This is a genomic window from Streptomyces sp. NPDC018026 (genome assembly GCF_044327745.1).
GTDB lineage: Bacteria > Actinomycetota > Actinomycetes > Streptomycetales > Streptomycetaceae > Streptomyces > Streptomyces rubrogriseus.
In genome coordinates, this window is record NZ_JBIRFY010000005.1 from 263,531 (window position 1) to 280,309 (window position 16,779).

Sequence of the window (16,779 nt, forward strand, 5' to 3'; positions counted from 1 at the left end):
CGAGACGATAGTTCCGGCGCCGACGGGCTGTCAACGGCCCCGCCGAAGGGACGATGGCCCCGAGGCGCGGTGAGAGCGGGACGACCCCGTTCCGCCCGGGCTACGTCCGGTCGGCGAGCTCTGCCGCGGTCAGGTCCGCGAGTCGTTGCGCGGTGTCGAAGTGAGGGGTGAGGCGGGTCTTGGTCAGGGCGAAGGCGGTGCCGGTGGCGGTGTCGGCGTAGACGTAGCTGCCGCCACCACCGACCCAGCCGAACGTGGTGGGGGCCTCTTCGGGCCGCGTGCCGATGCGGCCCAGCGGATAGCCCAGGCCCAGTCGGGCGTGATGGCCGAAGACCTGGTCGGTGCCCTCGAAGGCCACCGCCGTCACCTGCGCGAGGTGGTGCGGGTCGATGAGCCGGCCGTCGAGGACCGCGGCGTTCATGGCGGCGATTCCCCGCGCGGTGAAGGTGCCCACCGACGGGATGTCCGCCCGGAGGATCTCGCGGCTGTTTCCCAGGGCCGCGGCGGGTCTCATCTCCCAGGGCGCGAGGACGGCCTCGACGTCGGGCGGGTCGGCAGGGGGCGGTGCCGCGTCCTCAAGGCGGGCCAGCCGGGCCAGGTCCGTTGGGGGCACACCGAAGTACAGGTCGCCGTCGAGCCCCAGCGGCCCGGCGATCCACTCGCGCAGGAGCTGCCGCATCGGCTTTCCCGTCGCCCGGCGTGCGACCTCGCCGACGAGGAAGCCGTAGGTGAACGAGTGGTATCCCGTCCTGGTCCCGGGGTGCCACCGCGGTTCGGCGTCGGCCAGCGCCGTGCACACCCGCGACCAGTCGGCCAGGTCGCCGGGGCCGACGTCACGGGGCATGGCCGGCACGCCGGCCGAGTGGGTGAGCACGTGCCGCAGCGTCGTGGTCTCCTTGCCGTGGGTGCCGAACCGCGGCCACAGCTCGGCCACCGGCGTGTCGTACCCGACCCGGCCGCTCTTGACGAGCAGGTGGGCGAGGAGCGACGTCATGACCTTGCCGGCGGAGAAGCCGAAGAACGGGGTCCCAGGAGTCACCCCGCGCCCGGTCCTGCTGTCGGCGACACCGGCCACGGCGTCGACGACGAGAGCACCGTGGTGGTACACGGCGACCTGCAAGCCCGTTTCGGCCCCCGTACCGACGAGTTCGTCGAGCACGCCCTGGACCTTGTGCTGCAGCGAGGGGCCCGGCACGGCGTCCGGTTCACTTCCCAACGTGTCACATCCTCCGTCCGCGCCCGTACCGGTGACGGTCTCTAGAAGTGCTGCTCCGTGTAGTGCCCGCGGAGCAGGTCGGTTCCCCAGTCGTGGCGGACGTGCCGCCAGACGGAGTGGGCGTGGTTGCCGTCGTCCTGCGTGTTGTCGTACTCGATCAGGAAGTCCGGGGCGCGGACGCAGTAGTAGTGCCGGTCTCCCGCGGCGAGGCCGCCGGCCCAGGCGAAGGACAGGGAGCCCAGCCCGCGGTGCACGGCCTCGGACCAGCACTCCCGCGCGTACGCCTCGGGAGCACGGTGGAGATAACGGCGCACCAGGCGCTCCAGAAGGCGCTGTTGCTCCGGCGCCAGCCGGTCGTACGGCAGGCCCTCCGGAAGGAGACCCGGATCGGCGAACGGGTCGGCCCGGGTCAGGATGTCGTCCGGCGGTGTCGCGGCGAAGAGCGCCGACGCCCGCGCGGTGCCGCGCAGGCTCGTGACCAGCTCCCTGGCCAGGTCCTCCTCCGGGCCCAGAGGCCGCAGGCCGGTCCGTGGGCCGGTTCCGGTGCGAGCCGGTTCCGCGCCGACGAAGTGCGGGGTCACCCGGATCCCGGCCCCCGTGACCAGTACGTGCACGGCCAGGTGGTGGCCGTTCAGCCGCCAGCCCCACGGTTCGTCACCGCCCGGGTCGCCGAGTAGCCGCACCCAGTAGCGGTCCGGCCCCGAGTGTCCCGCCCCGGCGCGGCGGTGCCGCTCCACCTCGATCGCCCCGCGCACCAGCTCCGCTCCCGCCGCGCTGTGCGCCGTGGTCAGGAGGGCGTCGACCACCTCGCGCTGCCGGCCGTCGAGCCCTTCGGTGGAAAGCCCGGGGCGCGCGCCGGGCAGATACGTCCACTCGCGCAGCTCGGGCGCGTCCAGCCGGTCGGGCACGGCGCGCAGCTCACGCACCTGCTCCGGCTCCAGGACGGCGAGCAGGGCACGCGCCGCCTCCCGCATCCCGGAGGCGACGCCCTTCGAGGGAACCCCGGCCACGCTTCTCCTTCCACCGACGTAGTCCATTGTGCGCGGTGGGCGGAGCGCTGTCAGTGCGGTGCCGGTGCCGGGTCCAGGGCGTTGGCGACGCTGCACCCGCCCTCTCCGGGCATCCGCTGGATGCGGGGCGGCACCCAGACCTCGGTCGCGCCGGGGACGACGCGGGCGAGCAGACAGTCCTGCGGGTCGAAGTGGTCGCCCTGCACCGACAGGAGGACGCCGACCCGGCCGCCGTCCGCCTCCACCTCGGTCCGGACCCGCGGATCGAGGTCGAGCGCGGCGAGCGTACGGCGAACCTCGGTCTCGTCCACCCGGCCGCCCGCCGGGACCCGGGGAAGCTTCGCCCGAAGCTCCTCGGTGGGCAGCCCGGGCGGCTCGGGCGGCGGGGCGAAGACCGGCGCGGGGCCTTCCGGGCAGTCCACGTCCTGCGGGTCCTCGCGCCACCGCGACCTGGGGGACACCCGTACGGTGAAACAGCTGCGGACGGTGACCTCCTCGAGGTCGACCCACGAGTTGTACGCCGAGCCGGACGTGCGGACGACCACGTCGACGCCGTCCCCCTCGTGTGTGGAGGTGCCCGTCACCCGCAGCACCTCCACCCCGTCCATCTGCGAGGCGGCCCGCCCGACCTCCTCCGCCGTGCGGGGGCGCTGGCCGTACAGCCGCTCGCCCACCGTCCTGGCGGCCTCCCGTGCGGCATCGGTCGCCTCGCTCCGGGAGGACTGGGTCAGTCCGCAGCCGGAAGCGAGCAGCAGCAGCGGGGCGAGCAGCAGTATTCGGCGCACGCGTGCGTCCTTCCTGGGCCCACGCCCACCGCGTCGACGAGCAGGACCGGGTGACCGCGGCACCGGTCCGCTCCGTCATGACACAGCACCCCGCTGTCCGAAGAGAGGCGCTCCGTACGACGTACGGTAGCGGCCGGCCGCCCACCACCGGTCCGTCGGCGGCAAGTTGGTCCCGGCCGGGGACGGCTCGGCCCGCGGCGCGTCGCGCACCGTACGAGCCGGAGCCGCGGCGGCCTCCCGGACTTCGCCCGCCGTTCACCCGCCGTCCCCGTGGCACTCGCCCTCGGCTGAAAACGTTCGGCGACGGAGTGGACCGGACCGGAGGAAAGATGTCCCCCAAGAGCAAGAGAACCCGCGCCGCGCTGGCCGCCCTGGTCGTGGCCGCCGGCAGCCTGGCGACCGCGGGAGCCGCGCGGGCGGAGCAGCCGCACCACGGGCAGCAGTACGGCGGGCAGCGGCACGGCGGTCAGCAGGCCCAGCAGCACGGGCAGGGGCGGCCGAGCCTGTTCGAGCGCACCGCCACCTACCCGGTCTTCCACAACCGTCCGGCCGGCGAGGACCCGGCGGCCGGGACCGTCGCGGAGATCTCCGCGGTCAGCGAGGACGGCCGCACCCTGGTGCACACCGACGCGGTGGCCCGGCGGATCGGCTTCCTGGACATCTCCGACCCCGGCCACCCGCGCGGCCTCGGCACCCTGTCGCTGGCCCGGCTCGGCGACGCCGAGGACGAGCCGACCTCGGTGACCGTGGTCGGCCAGTACGTGCTGGTCGTCGTCAACACCAGCGCGAGCCACGCACGGCCCTCCGGACGGCTCGACGTCGTCTCACTGCGCGACCGCGAGCGGGTGGCGAGCTTCGACCTCGGTGGGCAGCCCGACTCCATCGCCCTCAGCGAGGACAAGCGGTACGCCGCCGTCGCGGTCGAGAACGAGCGCGACGAGGAGGCGACCCCGCCCGGCCGCGACGAGGGCGACCTGCCGCAGGCACCGGCCGGCTTCGTCCAGATCGTCGACCTGGGCCGGGGCGCAGCCCCCGCACACTGGCGGACCCGGGCGGTTGCGCTGACCCGGGCCGACGGCCGGGCGCTGCCCGTGCTGGCCGAGGCCGAAATCGCCGAACCGACGGACCCGGAGCCGGAGTACGTCTCCGTCAACAGCCGCAACCAGCTCGCGGTGACGCTCCAGGAGAACAACGGCGTCGTCCTGATCGACCTGCCGACCGGCCGGATCACCAAGGCGTTCGGCGCGGGCACGGCATCGGTGCACGGCATCGACACCGAATCCGACGGCAGGATCGACCAGACCGGCTCCATCGAGGACCTCCCGCGCGAGCCCGACGCCGTCGGCTGGATCGACGACCGCTACCTCGCCACCGCCAACGAGGGCGACTGGCGCGGCGGTACCCGCGGCTGGTCCGTGTTCGACAGCCGCACCGGCAAGCCGGTCTGGGACGCGGGCAACAGCTTCGAACGGCTCGCCGTACGCCACGGCCTGCACAACGAGGGCCGGTCGGGGAAGAAGGGCGCCGAGCCGGAAGGCATCGCGATCGCCCGATACGACGGCGTGCCCTACGCCTTCGTCGGCTCGGAGCGCGACAACTTCGTCGCGGTCTACGACGTCAGCCGCCCCACCCGGCCGGTCTTCCGCCAGTTGCTGCCCGCCACCAACGGCCCCGAGGGCCTGCTGCCGATCCCCTCGCGCGGACTGCTCGCGGTCTCCAGCGAGGAGGACGACGCCGAGGCGGGCGTGCGCGCGTCCGTGAGCCTGTTCCGGCTGGGGCGGGGCACCGCGCACGCCCCCTCGTTCCCGGGCATCGTCTCGGCCGACGACGACCGGGGCGCCCCGATCGGCTGGGGAGCGCTCGGCGCGCTGTCCGCGGCGCCGGGCCGGCCGCACCGGCTCTACACGGTCACCGACGCGGCGTACTCCACCACCCGCATCCTCACCGTCGAAACGGCCCGCCGCCCCGCCGTCATCACCCGGGAACTGACCGTCAAGGACGCCGAGGGGCGCCCCGTGGGTTATGACGCCGAGGGCATCCACGCCCGGCCGCAGGGCGGCTTCTGGCTCGCCGTCGAGGGCGGTACGGGCGCGGGCAACAAGCTCGTCCGGCTCGACGCGCGGGGCGTGACCCGGCAGGTCGTCCCGCTGCCGGCCGACGTCGCCGCGGGCCTCGGCAAGCAGGGCTTCGAGGGAGTCACGGCCACCACGGACCGGCGCGGGCACGAGATCGTGTGGGCCGCGCTCCAGCGCGAGACCGCGGACGACCCGGCGGGTGTCGTGCGGCTGGGACGCTACGACGTGGCGGCCGGCACCTGGAGCTGGTACGGCTACCGGCTCGAATCCACCGGCACGGCCGGTGACTGGATGGGGCTCTCCGAGATCACCGTGGTCGGGGACCGGCTCGCGGTGATCGAGCGCGACAAGCTCAACGGCCCCGCCGCCGAGGTCAAGCGGATCTACACCGTGGACCTGCCGAAGTCGGCGGCGCCCTCGGGAGCCCTGCGGGTCCTGCCGAAGAGGCTCGCGCACGACGTGCTGCCGGACCTGCGGGCCACCAACGGGTGGACGCAGGAGAAGCTGGAGGGTCTGACCGTGGGCGGTGACGGCCGCGTCTACGCCGTCACCGACAACGACGCCCTCGACGACGCCACCGGGGAGACCGTCTTCCTGGACCTCGGCACGGCCCGGCAGGTCTTCGGCCGCCGGGGCTGACGTACCTGGCGCAGTCCCCGGGCGCGGACTGGATCGATGTCGACCGGCCGGACGGGTCCGGCCGGTCGAAGCCCACGGGCTCCTGGTGGTGGGTGGGGGCGGCCGGGGCCCGCCGCGGGGCTCAGCAGGTGCGGCCGGTGTACCAGGCGCCGTCGATGTCGGAGCTGGAGCCGATCCAGGTCACGCCGGGCACCACACACCGTTCGCTGTTGGGCCCCCAGTCGTCGATCTCGATGACGATGTGCGAGCCGTCCGAGGTGCAGTGGTTGTAGTAGGCGCCGGAGGCGGTCTCGTAGAAGCCGCAGGGGTTCGCTGCGGCCGGGCCGGCGCTCAGGGTGACGGCGCCGGCGGAGGCGAGCGCCAGAGCGAGGGAGGCGAGGGCGCTGGTCACGATACGACGAAGGGGCAAGGAGAACTCCAGACGGTAGGGGATCGCCGGGCGGGACTGCCGCTGTTTGCCGATCCGTTGTCGATGCGACGCCCAGACTCACAGCATCGGCGCGGGCGCTCTCGTCAATGGCGGCACCGTTCACCCGGCGTAACGATTCACTGCTGCGCCGATCAGTTGATCTTCGCTTGTTCACGGTGCGCCGCGCCCGGGTCCGCGTGGCCAAGTGAGGCGAGACGTATCGTCTTGCCAACGCGTGCGCCGTGGCGTACCGTCCTTCGCATGGGTTCCCTGTGAGATCACCGGCGCCGACGGCGTAGAGCACCGCTCCGCCGTCACCGCGCCTCGCCGTGCCGTCCATCCACCCCGATCCGGCCCGGGCTGATCCCGTGCGGCCAGGAGGGACCCGATCTTGCACACCTCACAACTCACCCTGTCCCATGTCACCAAGCGCTACCCCGGCCGCACCGTTCTGGACCAGGTCTCCCTCACGCTGAAGCCGGGCGAGAAGGCCGGACTGATCGGTGACAACGGCGCCGGCAAGTCCACCCTCCTCAGGATCGTCGCGGGCCGGGAGCGCCCGGACAGCGGCGAGGCGACCGTGACCGCCGCCGGCGGCATCGGCTTTCTTCCGCAGTCCATCCCCCTGCCTGCGACCGCCACCGTCCAGGACGCCGTCGACCTGTCCCTCGCGGACCTGCGTGCCCTGGAGGACGAGCTGCGCCGGGCCGAGCGGGCGCTCGGTGCCGGTGAGGATCCCCAGGCGCTCGCCGCCTACACCGTGCTCGTCGAGCGCTACGAGGCCCGAGGCGGCCGCGACGCAGACCGCCGGGTGGACATCGCGCTGCACCACCTCGGCCTGCCGGGGCTCCGCCGCGAGCGCCGGCTCGGCACCCTCTCCGGAGGCGAGCGCTCCCGTCTTGCCCTGGCCGGCGTCCTCGCGGGCCGCCCGGAGGTCCTCCTGCTGGACGAGCCGACCAACGACCTGGACGATCAGGCCGTGGAATGGCTGGAGACACAACTGCGGGCGCACAGCGGCACGGTGCTCGCGGTGACTCACGACCGCGTCTTCCTGGAGCGCCTGACCAGCACGATTCTGGAGGCCGAGGGAGGAAAGGTCACCCGCTACGGCGACGGCTACACCGGCTACCGTACGGCGAAGGCCGCGGAGCGCCGCCGCCGGCTCCAGGAATACGAGGAGTGGCGGTCGGAGCTGGCTCGCAACGAGCGGCTGGCCGTGGGCCACGCCGACCGCCTCGGCGCCATCCCGCGCAAGGCCTCCCTGGCCAACTTCGGCCACGGTGGCTTCCGGGCCCGTGGCCGTGCCCACGGCGCCATGTCGCGCATCCGCAACGCCCGCGAGCGCGTCGAGCGCCTGACCGAGAACCCGGTGGCACCACCGCCGGACGCGCTGGCCTTCACCGCGCGCATCGGAACGGCAGCGGAGGAGGGAAGGGGCACCGGGGCCCCTTCTGCGACGCTCCCCGCCGTACAGCTGTCGGACGTGCGCGTGGGCGACCGCCTGCACCTGGGCTCCCTCAGTCTCGGCCGCCGCGACCGGCTGCTCGTCACCGGCCCCAACGGCGCGGGCAAGACGACCCTGTTGAAGGTGCTCGCCGGTGAACTGCGGCCGGACGAGGGGTCGGTACGGGTGCGGGGCCGGGTAGGGCATCTGTGCCAGGAGGAGGCGCCGTGGCCGCCGGACCTGCGGGTCGTCGAGGCGTTCGGGCTGGGCCGAGTGGGGGCCGTCGACGAGCACGCCGACACCCTGCTCGCCCTCGGCCTCTTCCGCCCGGCGGAACTGCGCTTGCGCATGGGCGAGTTGTCGTACGGCCAGCGCCGTCGCGTGGAGCTGGCCCGCCTGGTCTCCGAGCCCGCCGACCTTCTCCTGCTCGACGAGCCGACGAACCACCTGTCACCGGCGCTGGTCGAGGAACTGGAAGAGGCGCTGACCGGTTTCTCGGGGGCGATCGTGCTGGTCACACACGATCGCGCGCTGCGCGGGCGGTTCCGGGGCAGGCGTCTGACACTGTGTCGGCGGCGTGATGGTCGGCAGTCCACACCTTGACGTCGGTGACCTCGGTGGTGGAGTCACGGACAGGCGGCCAGCCCGGGCTTCCGGTGGCGGCGAAGTCGGCCCAGGCGGGCGCCGGGGCCGGAGCGCGGAACCGGTGGGCGTCGAACGGCGCGGCGGCATACGGAACACCGAGGACGGTGATGACGTCGCCGGAGGTCCGAAAGCCCCGGACCGAACCGTGCTGGGTCTTGAACACGTCCACCGGGACCGCCTCTCGCCGCACGCCTGTGGGACGGGGCACAGCATGGCACCGGCCGGCCGGTCGGGACCAACACCAAGATCGTCAGGATTGACGCTCCGGTGTTGTCAATCCCTTGGTGTCGCCGGCCGGCGCGGGCCTACTCACCGCCCATCAGGAGCAGTGACTTGCCCACCGTCGTACGCGCGGCCAGAGCGCGGTGGGCGTCCGCGGCCCGTGCCAGCGGGTAGGTGGCGCCGATGGCCGGGCGCAGGCGTCCCTCGGCGGCGCTCTCCAGCGCCAGGCCCAGCAGTTCCCGGGCGGTCTCCCGGTCCGGAGGTCCGTCCATGAGCGGCATGAACAGCCGGATGCCTCGGCGCGCGGCGGATTCCCGGTCCGGGGCGGCGAGTCCGTCGGCACTCCCGTAGGTGACGAAGCGCCCACCGTCCGCGAGCGCGTCGACGCTGGACGCACCGAGCGCCCCGCCCGCGCCGTCGTAGACCAGCGCGGCGCCGCCACCGGTCGCCTCGCGCACCCGCTCGACCCAGTCCGCCCGCGTGTAGTCGACGACGGCCTCGGCGCCCAGATCGCGGGCCAGGGCCAGCTTGGCATCACTGGACGCGGCGGCCACCACCCGGGCCCCCGCGGCGACCGCCAACTGCACCAGCAGCGTGCCCGCCCCACCGGCCGCCGCCGAGACCAGGACCCATTCCCCCTTCTGCGGCGCCCCCAGCCGGTGGAAGCCGAGAGCGGTCACGCCGTCGTGCACCAGTGCGGCCGCCGTCAGGGTGGCCAGCCCGTCCGGAACCGGCATGATCTCCGCCTCGCCCGCGACGACCCGTTCGGCGTATCCGGTCTCGGTCCGTACGACCACGCTCCGGCCGATCCAGCCCGGATCCACTCCGTCACCGACTGCCAGCACCTCGCCCGCTCCGCCGCCACCCGGCACGTACGGCAGCGTTCGCGGGAAGAAGTCCTGACCCCAGCCGCCGCGCAGCAGCGTGTCCAGGAAGATGACGTCGGCCGCGACCATGCCGACGACGACCTGGCCGGGGCCGGGCACGGGATCGGGCAGGTCGACCAGGGTCAGCACGTCCGGCGCACCGAACGAGGCCACGTGGATCGCACGCATGAGCAGCACCCTTCGTTGGAGGAAACATCCCGCTCAGCCTCCAACCTCAAGTCCGGTCGAGGTCAAGACTCGGCCGTCGGCCGAGGCGGAGTCGGGCGGGTCGGCGAGGGCGGGGTGCGGGGGGTGTGGGTGTGTCGGTCGTCTGTCGGCGGTGCATGCGAACTGTCGGCGATCTGTCGGCCGGGGGAGCGACCTTGGGCGGGTCGGTGCTCTTCACGAGCACGCTGCCCAAGCACAAGGAGTCTGTCATCGTGTCTTCCGCATCCCAGAGCCGACCGTGGGACGTACACCGGCTGCCGTCTGCCGAGGGACGGAACTTCCTCGTCACCGGCGGGAACGCCGGGATCGGCTACTTCGCCGCGGAGCAGCTCGCCGCCACCGGCGCCCTCGTCGTCATCGGCAGCAGGAACCCCGGGAAGGCCGAGGCCGCCCTTGCCTCGATCCGCTCGCGCGTCCCGGGCGCGCGGGTGCGGCACCTGCACCTGGACCTCGCCGACCTGTCCACCCTGAAAGCCGCCGTGGAGGGTCTGGCGCCGGACCTCGGCCGTCTCGACGCGGTGGTCCACAACGCGGGGGTCGCGCTCGACGACCCGCCCCGTCGGGAGACGGCGGACGGCCACGAGCTGATGTTCGGCACCAACCACCTCGGCCACTACGCGCTGACACGGTGGCTGGCCCCCCTTCTGTCCGCGGCGCCGGCGGGCCGCATCGTGACGGTGGGAAGCTTCGCGGCGCGATCCGAGCGGCTGGACCTGGACGACCTGCAGTCCACCCGGGACTACCGGCCCAAGCGCACCTACGGCCGGTCGAAACTCGCGCAGATGTGCTTCGGCTTCGAACTCGACCGTCGGCTGCGTGCCGTCGGCAGCACGGTGCTCAGTGTGGTGGCCCACCCCGGTGGTGCCCTGGACTCCCTCACCCCGCCCCGCCCGCCGGTCAGCACGTCGACCCCCGGCGAGCGACTGCGCGGTCTGCCCGCAGCGCTCATGGTGCAGGGCAAGGACGCCGGGGCATGGCCGGTCGTCCGTGCCGTCCTCGACTCCGACGTACAAGGAGGCCAGCTGTGGGGGCCGAGGGTCTTCGGCCTGCGCGGCCAACCGCGACGTGAGCCGGTTCCGGCACACATGGCGGACCCGGCCGTCGCCGCTCGCCTGTGGGCCGCGAGCGCGGAACTGACCGGTAGCGCCCCGCACCTCGGCTTCCGGTAGCAGCGGGCGGGCTTCGCAGCCGCCACCACGGCCCGAAGGCGCACTGCGGTGCTCCAGGGTGATCCCCTACTGTCACCTTCACTGTCACCTTCACCGCCACTGCCAGTGGAACGACTGCTCGGAGATCAAGGACCATCGAAAGCCATGTCTGAACGAGCGACGGAATCCGTCCTGCGGTCCCCGGGCATACCCCACCTCCTGACGGTGGGGGCCTTCTGCTTCGCGGGACTGGCCCTGCTGCTCCCCGTCTCACCGGCGTGGGCCGTCGCCGGGGGCGCCGACGAGTTCGGTGCCGGACTCGTCACGGCCGTCCTGATGGCCGCCACCGTCCTGGCCCAGCTCTGTGTCAGAACGGCGCTGCGCACCATCGGCTGGCCCCGCACGCTGGCCCTCGGCGCCCTCCTGCTCGGCCTGCCCGCCCTCCTGCAGAGCCTCAGCGACCACCTGGTGCCCATCCTGGCGACGACCGCCCTGCGCGGAGCGGGCTTCGGCATCGTCACCGTCTGCGGCGCCACCGCCGCGGCCGCCCTGGCCCCGCGCGGTCGCCAAGGGGCGGCCATTGGCCTCTACGGCCTCGCCGTAGCGCTGCCCCAGGTCGTCCTCACCCCCGCGGCACCCTGGCTGATGGGTACGTTCGCCCTCCCCGCGATCGTCGCCTGCGGTGTTCTCCCCGTCCTCGCGCTGCCCTGGACCCGGGCCCTCGGCCGCGCGGTCGAGGCCCGCACGGACGACCCGCCCACCCAGGACGGTCGCCCGACCACCCAGGACGGCCGTACCGGGCACCCCGCCCCCGCCGCCACGGTGCTCCGGCGCATCCTGCTCCCGCTCACCGTCCTGCTCCTGGTCACGGCGGCGGGCGGAGCGGTGCTCACCTTCGCCCCGCAGTTCACGAGCACCCCCGCGCTCGCCGCCACGGGTCTGCTCGCCCTCACCGCCACGGCCGCCCCGGCCCGCTGGGGCTGCGGAGAACTGGCCGACAGGATCGCCCTGCGCCCGATCACCGCCCTCCTCGCCTCGACCGCCTGCGCGGGACTGGCGCTGATCGCCCTGGCCGTGGGCTCGGACGGCGAACCCGTCCTCCCCCTGCTCGCCGGACTGCTCCTGCTGGGAGCCGCGTACGGAGGGCTCCAGAGCCTCACGCTGGTGCAGGCCTTCGACCTCGCCGGCGCGGAGAACCGGCACGTGACCTCCGTCGCCTGGAACATCGGCTACGACGCCGGCACCGGGCTCGGATCCCTCGCGCTGGGCCTGGCGGCGCAGGCGGCCACCTTCTCCGCCGGTTTCACCGTCATGTCCGCGGTGATGGCAGCGGTGGTCCTGGTGGTCGTCCTCACCCCCGGGCGGCCGGCCGGGAGCACCGCCGCAGGCCGGCCGCGCACGCGCAGCAGCACCCGTCGCTCACCCACCCGGCCCCGGAAGCTGCCGTAGCGACATGCCGTTCCGCCGACGGGGGACAGCCGCCCGTGAGAAGGCGGGCCGCTCGGCCGACCATGATGGAGGCATGGCAGCAAGGGAACCGGACCGGCACGACGGCAGGCCGTCGCTCGAGCAGATCCTCGGTCTGATCGCCCCCGGAATGCTGGATGTCGTCGTGGCGCCGCGCGGAACCGGTGTGCCGGTGGCCGACGTGGTGCTGCACGACCCGGGTGAGGAGCGGGACGACGGCACCTGGGCGGCGTCCGGACTGATCCTGCTCGCGGTCGGGGTGGATGTCGCCGCGCCGGAGGCGATCGACGTGCTGCGCGGTGCGGAGCGGGCCGGAGCCGTAGCCGTGGTGCTGAGGCGGGGGGCCCGCGGGCCCCGGGAGGCGCTCCTGGAGGCGGCCGCCGCGGGGCGCACCGCGCTGCTCACCCGGCGGCCGGGGCAGGGGTGGACCGAGGTGCTCGGGCAGTTGCGCACCGCTGTGGCCCACAGCGCCCCGACCGGAGGGACCGGGGTGGAAGGGCTGCGGCTCGGCGATCTGCCGGAGCTCGCCAACGCGGTGGCGACCCTGGTCGGGGGCGCCATCACGATCGAGGACCCGCAGTCGCGGGTGCTCGCCTACTCGCGGATGGACCACGAGCCCGACCCGATGCGCAGGCTGACGATCCTCGGACAGGAGGTGCCGCGCTGGCGGGTGGACGAACTGCGTGAGAGCGGCTTCTTCCAGGCCCTGTGGAACACCGACGGCGTCGTACGTCTGCCCGCCGACGACCGGTACGCGGAACGGCTGGCCGTCGCGGTGCGCCACGGGTCGGAGATCCTCGGGTCCCTCTGGGCCGCCGCCGACGGCCGGCCGCTGGCCGAGGACGCGGCGGCGGCGCTGCACACGGCGGCGCGGGCCGCCGTGCCGCACCTCGCCCACCACCAGACGTGGGGCCTGGCCGCGGCCCGGGCCCGGGAGGGCGCGGTGCACGCACTGCTCGACGGCAGCGGCCGGGCGGCCGGTGTCGCGCACGACGCCGGTGTCGCGCCGGACCGGCCGTACACGGTGCTGGTCGCGGAGGCGTACGACAGCCGGGACCTGACGGTCGGGCCCGCCCCGGCCACCGGGGGCGCCGCCGAGCAGCGGATGCTGGACGTGCTCGCGCTGCGGGCCGAGGCGTACCGGCCGGGCTGCGTGACCGCGCGGTCCGGGCGGCGGCTGTACGTCCTGCTTCCGGCGGCGGACGGTGAGCCGGACCCGGCGCGTGCCCTGGCGGCGACGGCGCGGTCGGTGCCGCGCGGTGTGGTGTTCGCCGGCGTCGGCCCGGTCGCGGCGGACCTGTCGGGGCTGCCCGCCTCGCGCGAGGCCGCGGAGCTGGTGGTGCGGGTGCTGCGGGAGCGGGCCGCGCGGCGGCCGGCCGCGGACGTGGTCTCCGCCGTGGCCGGGTTCGGCGAAGTCGTTCCCGAGGTGTCCGCGCTGCGCGTGCTCGACCTGATCGCGCCGTTGTGGGAGGGCCTGTCGGGCCCCGTGCACGCGATGGTCGAGCACGACCGGGCGCACGGCTCGGAGTACGGCGCGTCGGTCGGCGCCTACATCGACGCCTTCGGTGACACGGGCACGGCAGCTCAGCGTCTCAACGTGCATCCGAACACCCTGCGCTACCGGCTGCGGCGGGCTCGGGAGCTGTTCGGTGTCGACCTGGCCGACCCCACCCTGCGGCTCCTGGCGGACGTCGGACTGCGGCTGGCGCGGCGCACGGAGTGAGGCCCCGGTTCAGCGGAGTCGTGGCGGTCACCCGAGCTTCTTGATCGTTCAGCTGTCCTTCCGTACAAGAAAGCGCCCCGACCGTGGTCGTGTGGCACGAAGACGCGCCGGGCTCGGCGGAGCGAAGCTGTACGAGACAGAGCGGCAAGGCCGACCCGCGAGCGCCGTGCGCGACCGACATCCTGGAGTGTGGTGCAGTGACTTCCGGTTCCCTCCACCGACGCGGCAGCGCCCGTGAGGCCGCGCTCGCACGGGCGGTCGAGGACGGCCTGCTGGGCCCGCGAGCGCCCCTGGTCGGTCTCCTCGACGTCGACGGTGTGCTGGCCGCCGTCGACGCGCTGAACGAGGCGTTCGAGGGACCTGCCCCGGTGCAGCACACGTTCGCGGCGAAGGCGTGCGGGCTGGTGCCCGTGCTGCGGCTGCTCGCGGAGGCGGGCATGGGCTGCGAAGTGGCCTCGCCCGGGGAACTGGAGCAGGCGCTGGCGGCCGGATTCCCCTACGACCGGCTGGTGTTCGACAGCCCCGCCAAGACCGTCGAGGAGCTGGAGTTCGCCCTCGCCCACGGCATCGCGATCAACCTGGACAACTTCCAGGAGATGGCCCGCGTCGACCGCCTGCTGGCCGGCCGGGAGGCCTCCGGGCCCATCGGACTGCGGGTGAACCCGCAGGTCGGGGCGGGAGCCATCGGTGCGATGAGCACCGCCACCGCGACCTCCAAGTTCGGCGTCGCGCTGCGCGACGAGGGCGCCGTCGACGCGGTGATCGAGGCCTTCGCGGGCCGGCCCTGGCTGAACCGGCTGCACGCCCACGTCGGCTCCCAGGGCTGCCCGCTGCCGCTCATCGCCGAAGGGGTGCGGGTGGCGTACGAACTGGCCGAGCGCATCAACAAGGAGCTGGGACGCGCCCAGATCACCGGGCTGGACATCGGCGGCGGCCTGCCCGTCAACTTCGACACCGACGACGACCGTCCGACGTACGCGGACCACGTCGCCGAGCTGCGCTCCGCCGCACCCGGGCTGTTCGACGGACGCTACGCCCTGATCACCGAGTTCGGCCGTTCCCTGCTCGCCAAGAGCGGCACCATCGGCTCGATCGTCGAGTACACCAAGTCGGCCGGCGGCCGCAGGATCGCGGTCACGCACGCCGGCGCGCAGGTGGCCACCCGCACGGTCTTCATGCCGGACGCCTGGCCGCTGCGCGTCGGGGTGTTCGACGCCGCGGGGCGGCCCAAGCGGGGCCCCGCCGAGGTCGTCGACATCGCGGGCCCGTGCTGTTTCGCCGGTGACCTGACCGCGACCGGGCGCGAGCTGCCGGCCGTCGAACCGGGCGACGTGGTGGCTCTGTACGACACCGGGGCGTACTACTTCTCTTCGCACTTCTCCTACAATTCCCTGCCGCGTCCCGCTGTCTACGGATACCGGACGGATTCCCGCGGGCAGATCGCCTTCGCACTCGTGCGCGAGGCCCAGAGCGTGCGCAGCGTCGTAGAGGAGAGCGGACTCGCCCAGGCGGACGCCCTGGTGGCATGGCGGCCGGCGTCACCGCCCGGGCCGCCGTGACCGCCCGAGCCAGGAACGCCAGGAACGCCACGAACGCCGGGCTCGTCGCTCGGACGTGACGGCGTCCGGGGCGGGCAACCGCAGCGATATCCGGCGGCGTGCGAGCAGACCGACCACGATCAGCAGCAGGAACGGCGACCACGCGATCGCGTACGCGACACCGTAATGGTGGAAGTCCAGGATCGACCGGCTCGGGTCCAGGTCGCTGCTGTTGACGCCGAAGTACGCGAGGAGCAGCGCGGGCGGGAGCGCGATGAGCGAACCGACGGCGATCACCGCCGCCAGCACCCGGTCCCGGTCCTCGGCGTACTGCTGCGCTGCCGATTCGAGGCCGACGCGGCGCGTCGCGAGGACGGCGTTCACTCGCTCGACGATGCGGGAGGTGTTGGCCAGCGCGTCCGCCAGTGACGAGACGTCGCGCAGTGACGCGTGGAAGCTCTCGACCAGCAGCTCCGGTACGAGGATCGTGTCGGCGTACACCTCGACGCTGAAGCTCAGGTCGAGCTGGAGATCATTGAGCCGGTGCGAGAGCTGCGCGACCAGGGCACGGGCATCGTCCGTCGTCTCCACCGCGGCCGCCCGGTCCAGCTCCAGCGCCTCGAACGCCTGGCGTCGGATGCGGTGCACGGCCGCGACCGCGGTGAGGATGCCGGCGGCGGCCAGCCCGAACGCGTTCTCCACCGGCGGTGCGTAGCCGACGATCAACGACACGCCTCTGCCGTGCGCGACCATGGTCTGGCCGGCGTTGTTCAGCGTCTCGGGCCGTCGAATGCCCAGGGTGGCGCCGGTACCGCTGTCCAGCGTGCCGCGCAGCACGATGGTCACCACGTCCTGGCCGACCGCGTCGCCGGGCACGTGCTCCGCCAACAGCCTTCCCGCCAGGGCCGCTCCGGGAAAGACGCTCTGGTGGACGTTCCGGCCGAACCCGAGAGCCGGCCGGTCCGCGGTCCGGTCCGTGATGCCGTACGCCCGTAAGCGCTCGTCGAGCCATGCGGTCAGCGGCACCCCGCCGACGCGGGTGGCGGTGCGGTCCTGCCAGGTGGCGTAGAGGGTTTCGGCGATCGTGTCCGAGTCGCCCGCCTCGTCCGGGACTTCGACGTCCACGAAGAGCAGCGGGTCCTGGCGAGGGGTGACGGCCAGGGCGATGTCCGCACCGTCGACCCGGGCCGCGTTCGGCGGCAGCGTGATCTCGGAGACGCGCTCGTGCAGCACCAGCCGGGGCAGCAGCAGTCCGGCGGCTTCGACGTGGGCGGTGAACCGGCCGAGACCGAAGGCCTCGGACAGTGGACGGAGCCTGTCGTCGGGCACGTGCACCTGTGGCGTGAGGTGGTACATCAAAAGCA

13 protein-coding genes are annotated in these 16,779 nt (G+C 73.7%); 6 read left to right on the forward strand and 7 right to left on the reverse strand.

Annotated features, from left to right (window positions below):
* Window positions 1–100: 100 nt before the first annotated feature.
* Genes ACH4D3_RS18405 through ACH4D3_RS18415 form a run of 3 tightly spaced genes read right to left on the reverse strand, consistent with a single transcriptional unit; the run spans window position 101 to window position 3,011 of the window.
* On the reverse strand, window positions 101–1,216 hold the full coding sequence (locus ACH4D3_RS18405; protein ID WP_398323216.1) for a serine hydrolase domain-containing protein: 1,116 nt from the start codon (window positions 1,214–1,216) through the stop codon (window positions 101–103).
* A 41-nt stretch (window positions 1,217–1,257) separates the two neighbouring features.
* Window positions 1,258–2,226 carry a DUF3500 domain-containing protein gene (locus ACH4D3_RS18410; protein ID WP_398323218.1) on the reverse strand — a complete coding sequence of 323 codons (969 nt, stop codon included), beginning with the start codon at window positions 2,224–2,226 and terminating at the stop codon, window positions 1,258–1,260.
* Window positions 2,227–2,276: 50 nt separating this feature from the next.
* Window positions 2,277–3,011 carry a translation initiation factor IF-2 gene (locus ACH4D3_RS18415; protein WP_398323220.1) on the reverse strand — a complete coding sequence of 245 codons (735 nt, stop codon included), beginning with the start codon at window positions 3,009–3,011 and terminating at the stop codon, window positions 2,277–2,279.
* Window positions 3,012–3,340: 329 nt separating this feature from the next.
* On the opposite strand from ACH4D3_RS18415, the gene ACH4D3_RS18420 reads away from it, so the two are divergent.
* Complete coding sequence (locus tag ACH4D3_RS18420) at window positions 3,341–5,725, forward strand: esterase-like activity of phytase family protein (protein WP_398323222.1); 2,385 nt, start codon at window positions 3,341–3,343, stop codon at window positions 5,723–5,725.
* Window positions 5,726–5,846: 121 nt separating this feature from the next.
* Here ACH4D3_RS18420 and ACH4D3_RS18425 read toward each other — a convergent pair whose 3' ends face one another.
* A complete protein-coding gene (locus tag ACH4D3_RS18425) occupies window positions 5,847–6,134 on the reverse strand; it encodes a DUF6355 family natural product biosynthesis protein (RefSeq protein ID WP_398323224.1) in 288 nt (95 codons plus the stop codon).
* 391 nt (window positions 6,135–6,525) lie between these two features.
* On the opposite strand from ACH4D3_RS18425, the gene ACH4D3_RS18430 reads away from it, so the two are divergent.
* Entirely contained in the window at window positions 6,526–8,181 is a 1,656-nt protein-coding gene (locus ACH4D3_RS18430) for a TlrC/CarA/OleB/SrmB family ABC-F type ribosomal protection protein (RefSeq protein WP_398323225.1), read from the forward strand.
* On the opposite strand, the gene ACH4D3_RS18435 is transcribed toward ACH4D3_RS18430, so the two are convergent.
* Both ACH4D3_RS18435 and ACH4D3_RS18440 read right to left on the reverse strand, forming a co-directional pair.
* Window positions 8,093–8,431, reverse strand: coding sequence for a carboxylesterase family protein (locus tag ACH4D3_RS18435; protein WP_398323227.1), 339 nt, complete (start codon window positions 8,429–8,431; stop codon window positions 8,093–8,095). The two genes, ACH4D3_RS18430 and ACH4D3_RS18435, sit on opposite strands and share 89 nt — an antisense overlap.
* A gap of 97 nt (window positions 8,432–8,528) precedes the next feature.
* The gene (locus ACH4D3_RS18440) at window positions 8,529–9,500 is read right to left on the reverse strand and encodes a zinc-binding dehydrogenase (protein WP_398323229.1); all 972 of its coding nucleotides are present in this window, start codon (window positions 9,498–9,500) and stop codon (window positions 8,529–8,531) included.
* A gap of 251 nt (window positions 9,501–9,751) precedes the next feature.
* Between ACH4D3_RS18440 and ACH4D3_RS18445 the strand changes: the two genes are divergently transcribed.
* The 4 genes from ACH4D3_RS18445 to ACH4D3_RS18460 all read left to right on the forward strand — a co-directional run bounded on the left by ACH4D3_RS18445 (window position 9,752) and on the right by ACH4D3_RS18460 (window position 15,436).
* Window positions 9,752–10,708 carry an SDR family NAD(P)-dependent oxidoreductase gene (locus tag ACH4D3_RS18445; protein ID WP_398323231.1) on the forward strand — a complete coding sequence of 319 codons (957 nt, stop codon included), beginning with the start codon at window positions 9,752–9,754 and terminating at the stop codon, window positions 10,706–10,708.
* 144 nt (window positions 10,709–10,852) lie between these two features.
* A complete protein-coding gene (locus ACH4D3_RS18450; protein ID WP_398323233.1) occupies window positions 10,853–12,136 on the forward strand; it encodes an MFS transporter in 1,284 nt (427 codons plus the stop codon).
* A 73-nt stretch (window positions 12,137–12,209) separates the two neighbouring features.
* Window positions 12,210–13,877, forward strand: a complete 1,668-nt coding sequence (locus ACH4D3_RS18455) for a PucR family transcriptional regulator (protein WP_398323235.1) — start codon at window positions 12,210–12,212, stop codon at window positions 13,875–13,877.
* Window positions 13,878–14,074: 197 nt separating this feature from the next.
* The gene (locus ACH4D3_RS18460; protein ID WP_398323237.1) at window positions 14,075–15,436 is read left to right on the forward strand and encodes a diaminopimelate decarboxylase; all 1,362 of its coding nucleotides are present in this window, start codon (window positions 14,075–14,077) and stop codon (window positions 15,434–15,436) included.
* On the opposite strand, the gene ACH4D3_RS18465 is transcribed toward ACH4D3_RS18460, so the two are convergent.
* Window positions 15,416–16,744, reverse strand: a complete 1,329-nt coding sequence (locus ACH4D3_RS18465) for a hypothetical protein (RefSeq protein WP_398323239.1) — start codon at window positions 16,742–16,744, stop codon at window positions 15,416–15,418. The genes ACH4D3_RS18460 and ACH4D3_RS18465 overlap by 21 nt on opposite strands.
* Between the last annotated feature and the right edge of the window lie 35 nt (window positions 16,745–16,779).

What these genes read in the sequence shown, in the direction of transcription:
- ACH4D3_RS18420 (WP_398323222.1), top strand. Translation starts at nt 3,341, where the DNA reads ATGTCCCCCAAGAGCAAGAGAACCCGCGCCGCGCTGGCCGCCCTGGTC.
- ACH4D3_RS18450 (WP_398323233.1), top strand. Translation starts at nt 10,853, where the DNA reads ATGTCTGAACGAGCGACGGAATCCGTCCTGCGGTCCCCGGGCATACCC.
- ACH4D3_RS18440 (WP_398323229.1), bottom strand. Translation starts at nt 9,500, where the DNA reads ATGCGTGCGATCCACGTGGCCTCGTTCGGTGCGCCGGACGTGCTGACC.
- ACH4D3_RS18455 (WP_398323235.1), top strand. Translation starts at nt 12,210, where the DNA reads ATGGCAGCAAGGGAACCGGACCGGCACGACGGCAGGCCGTCGCTCGAG.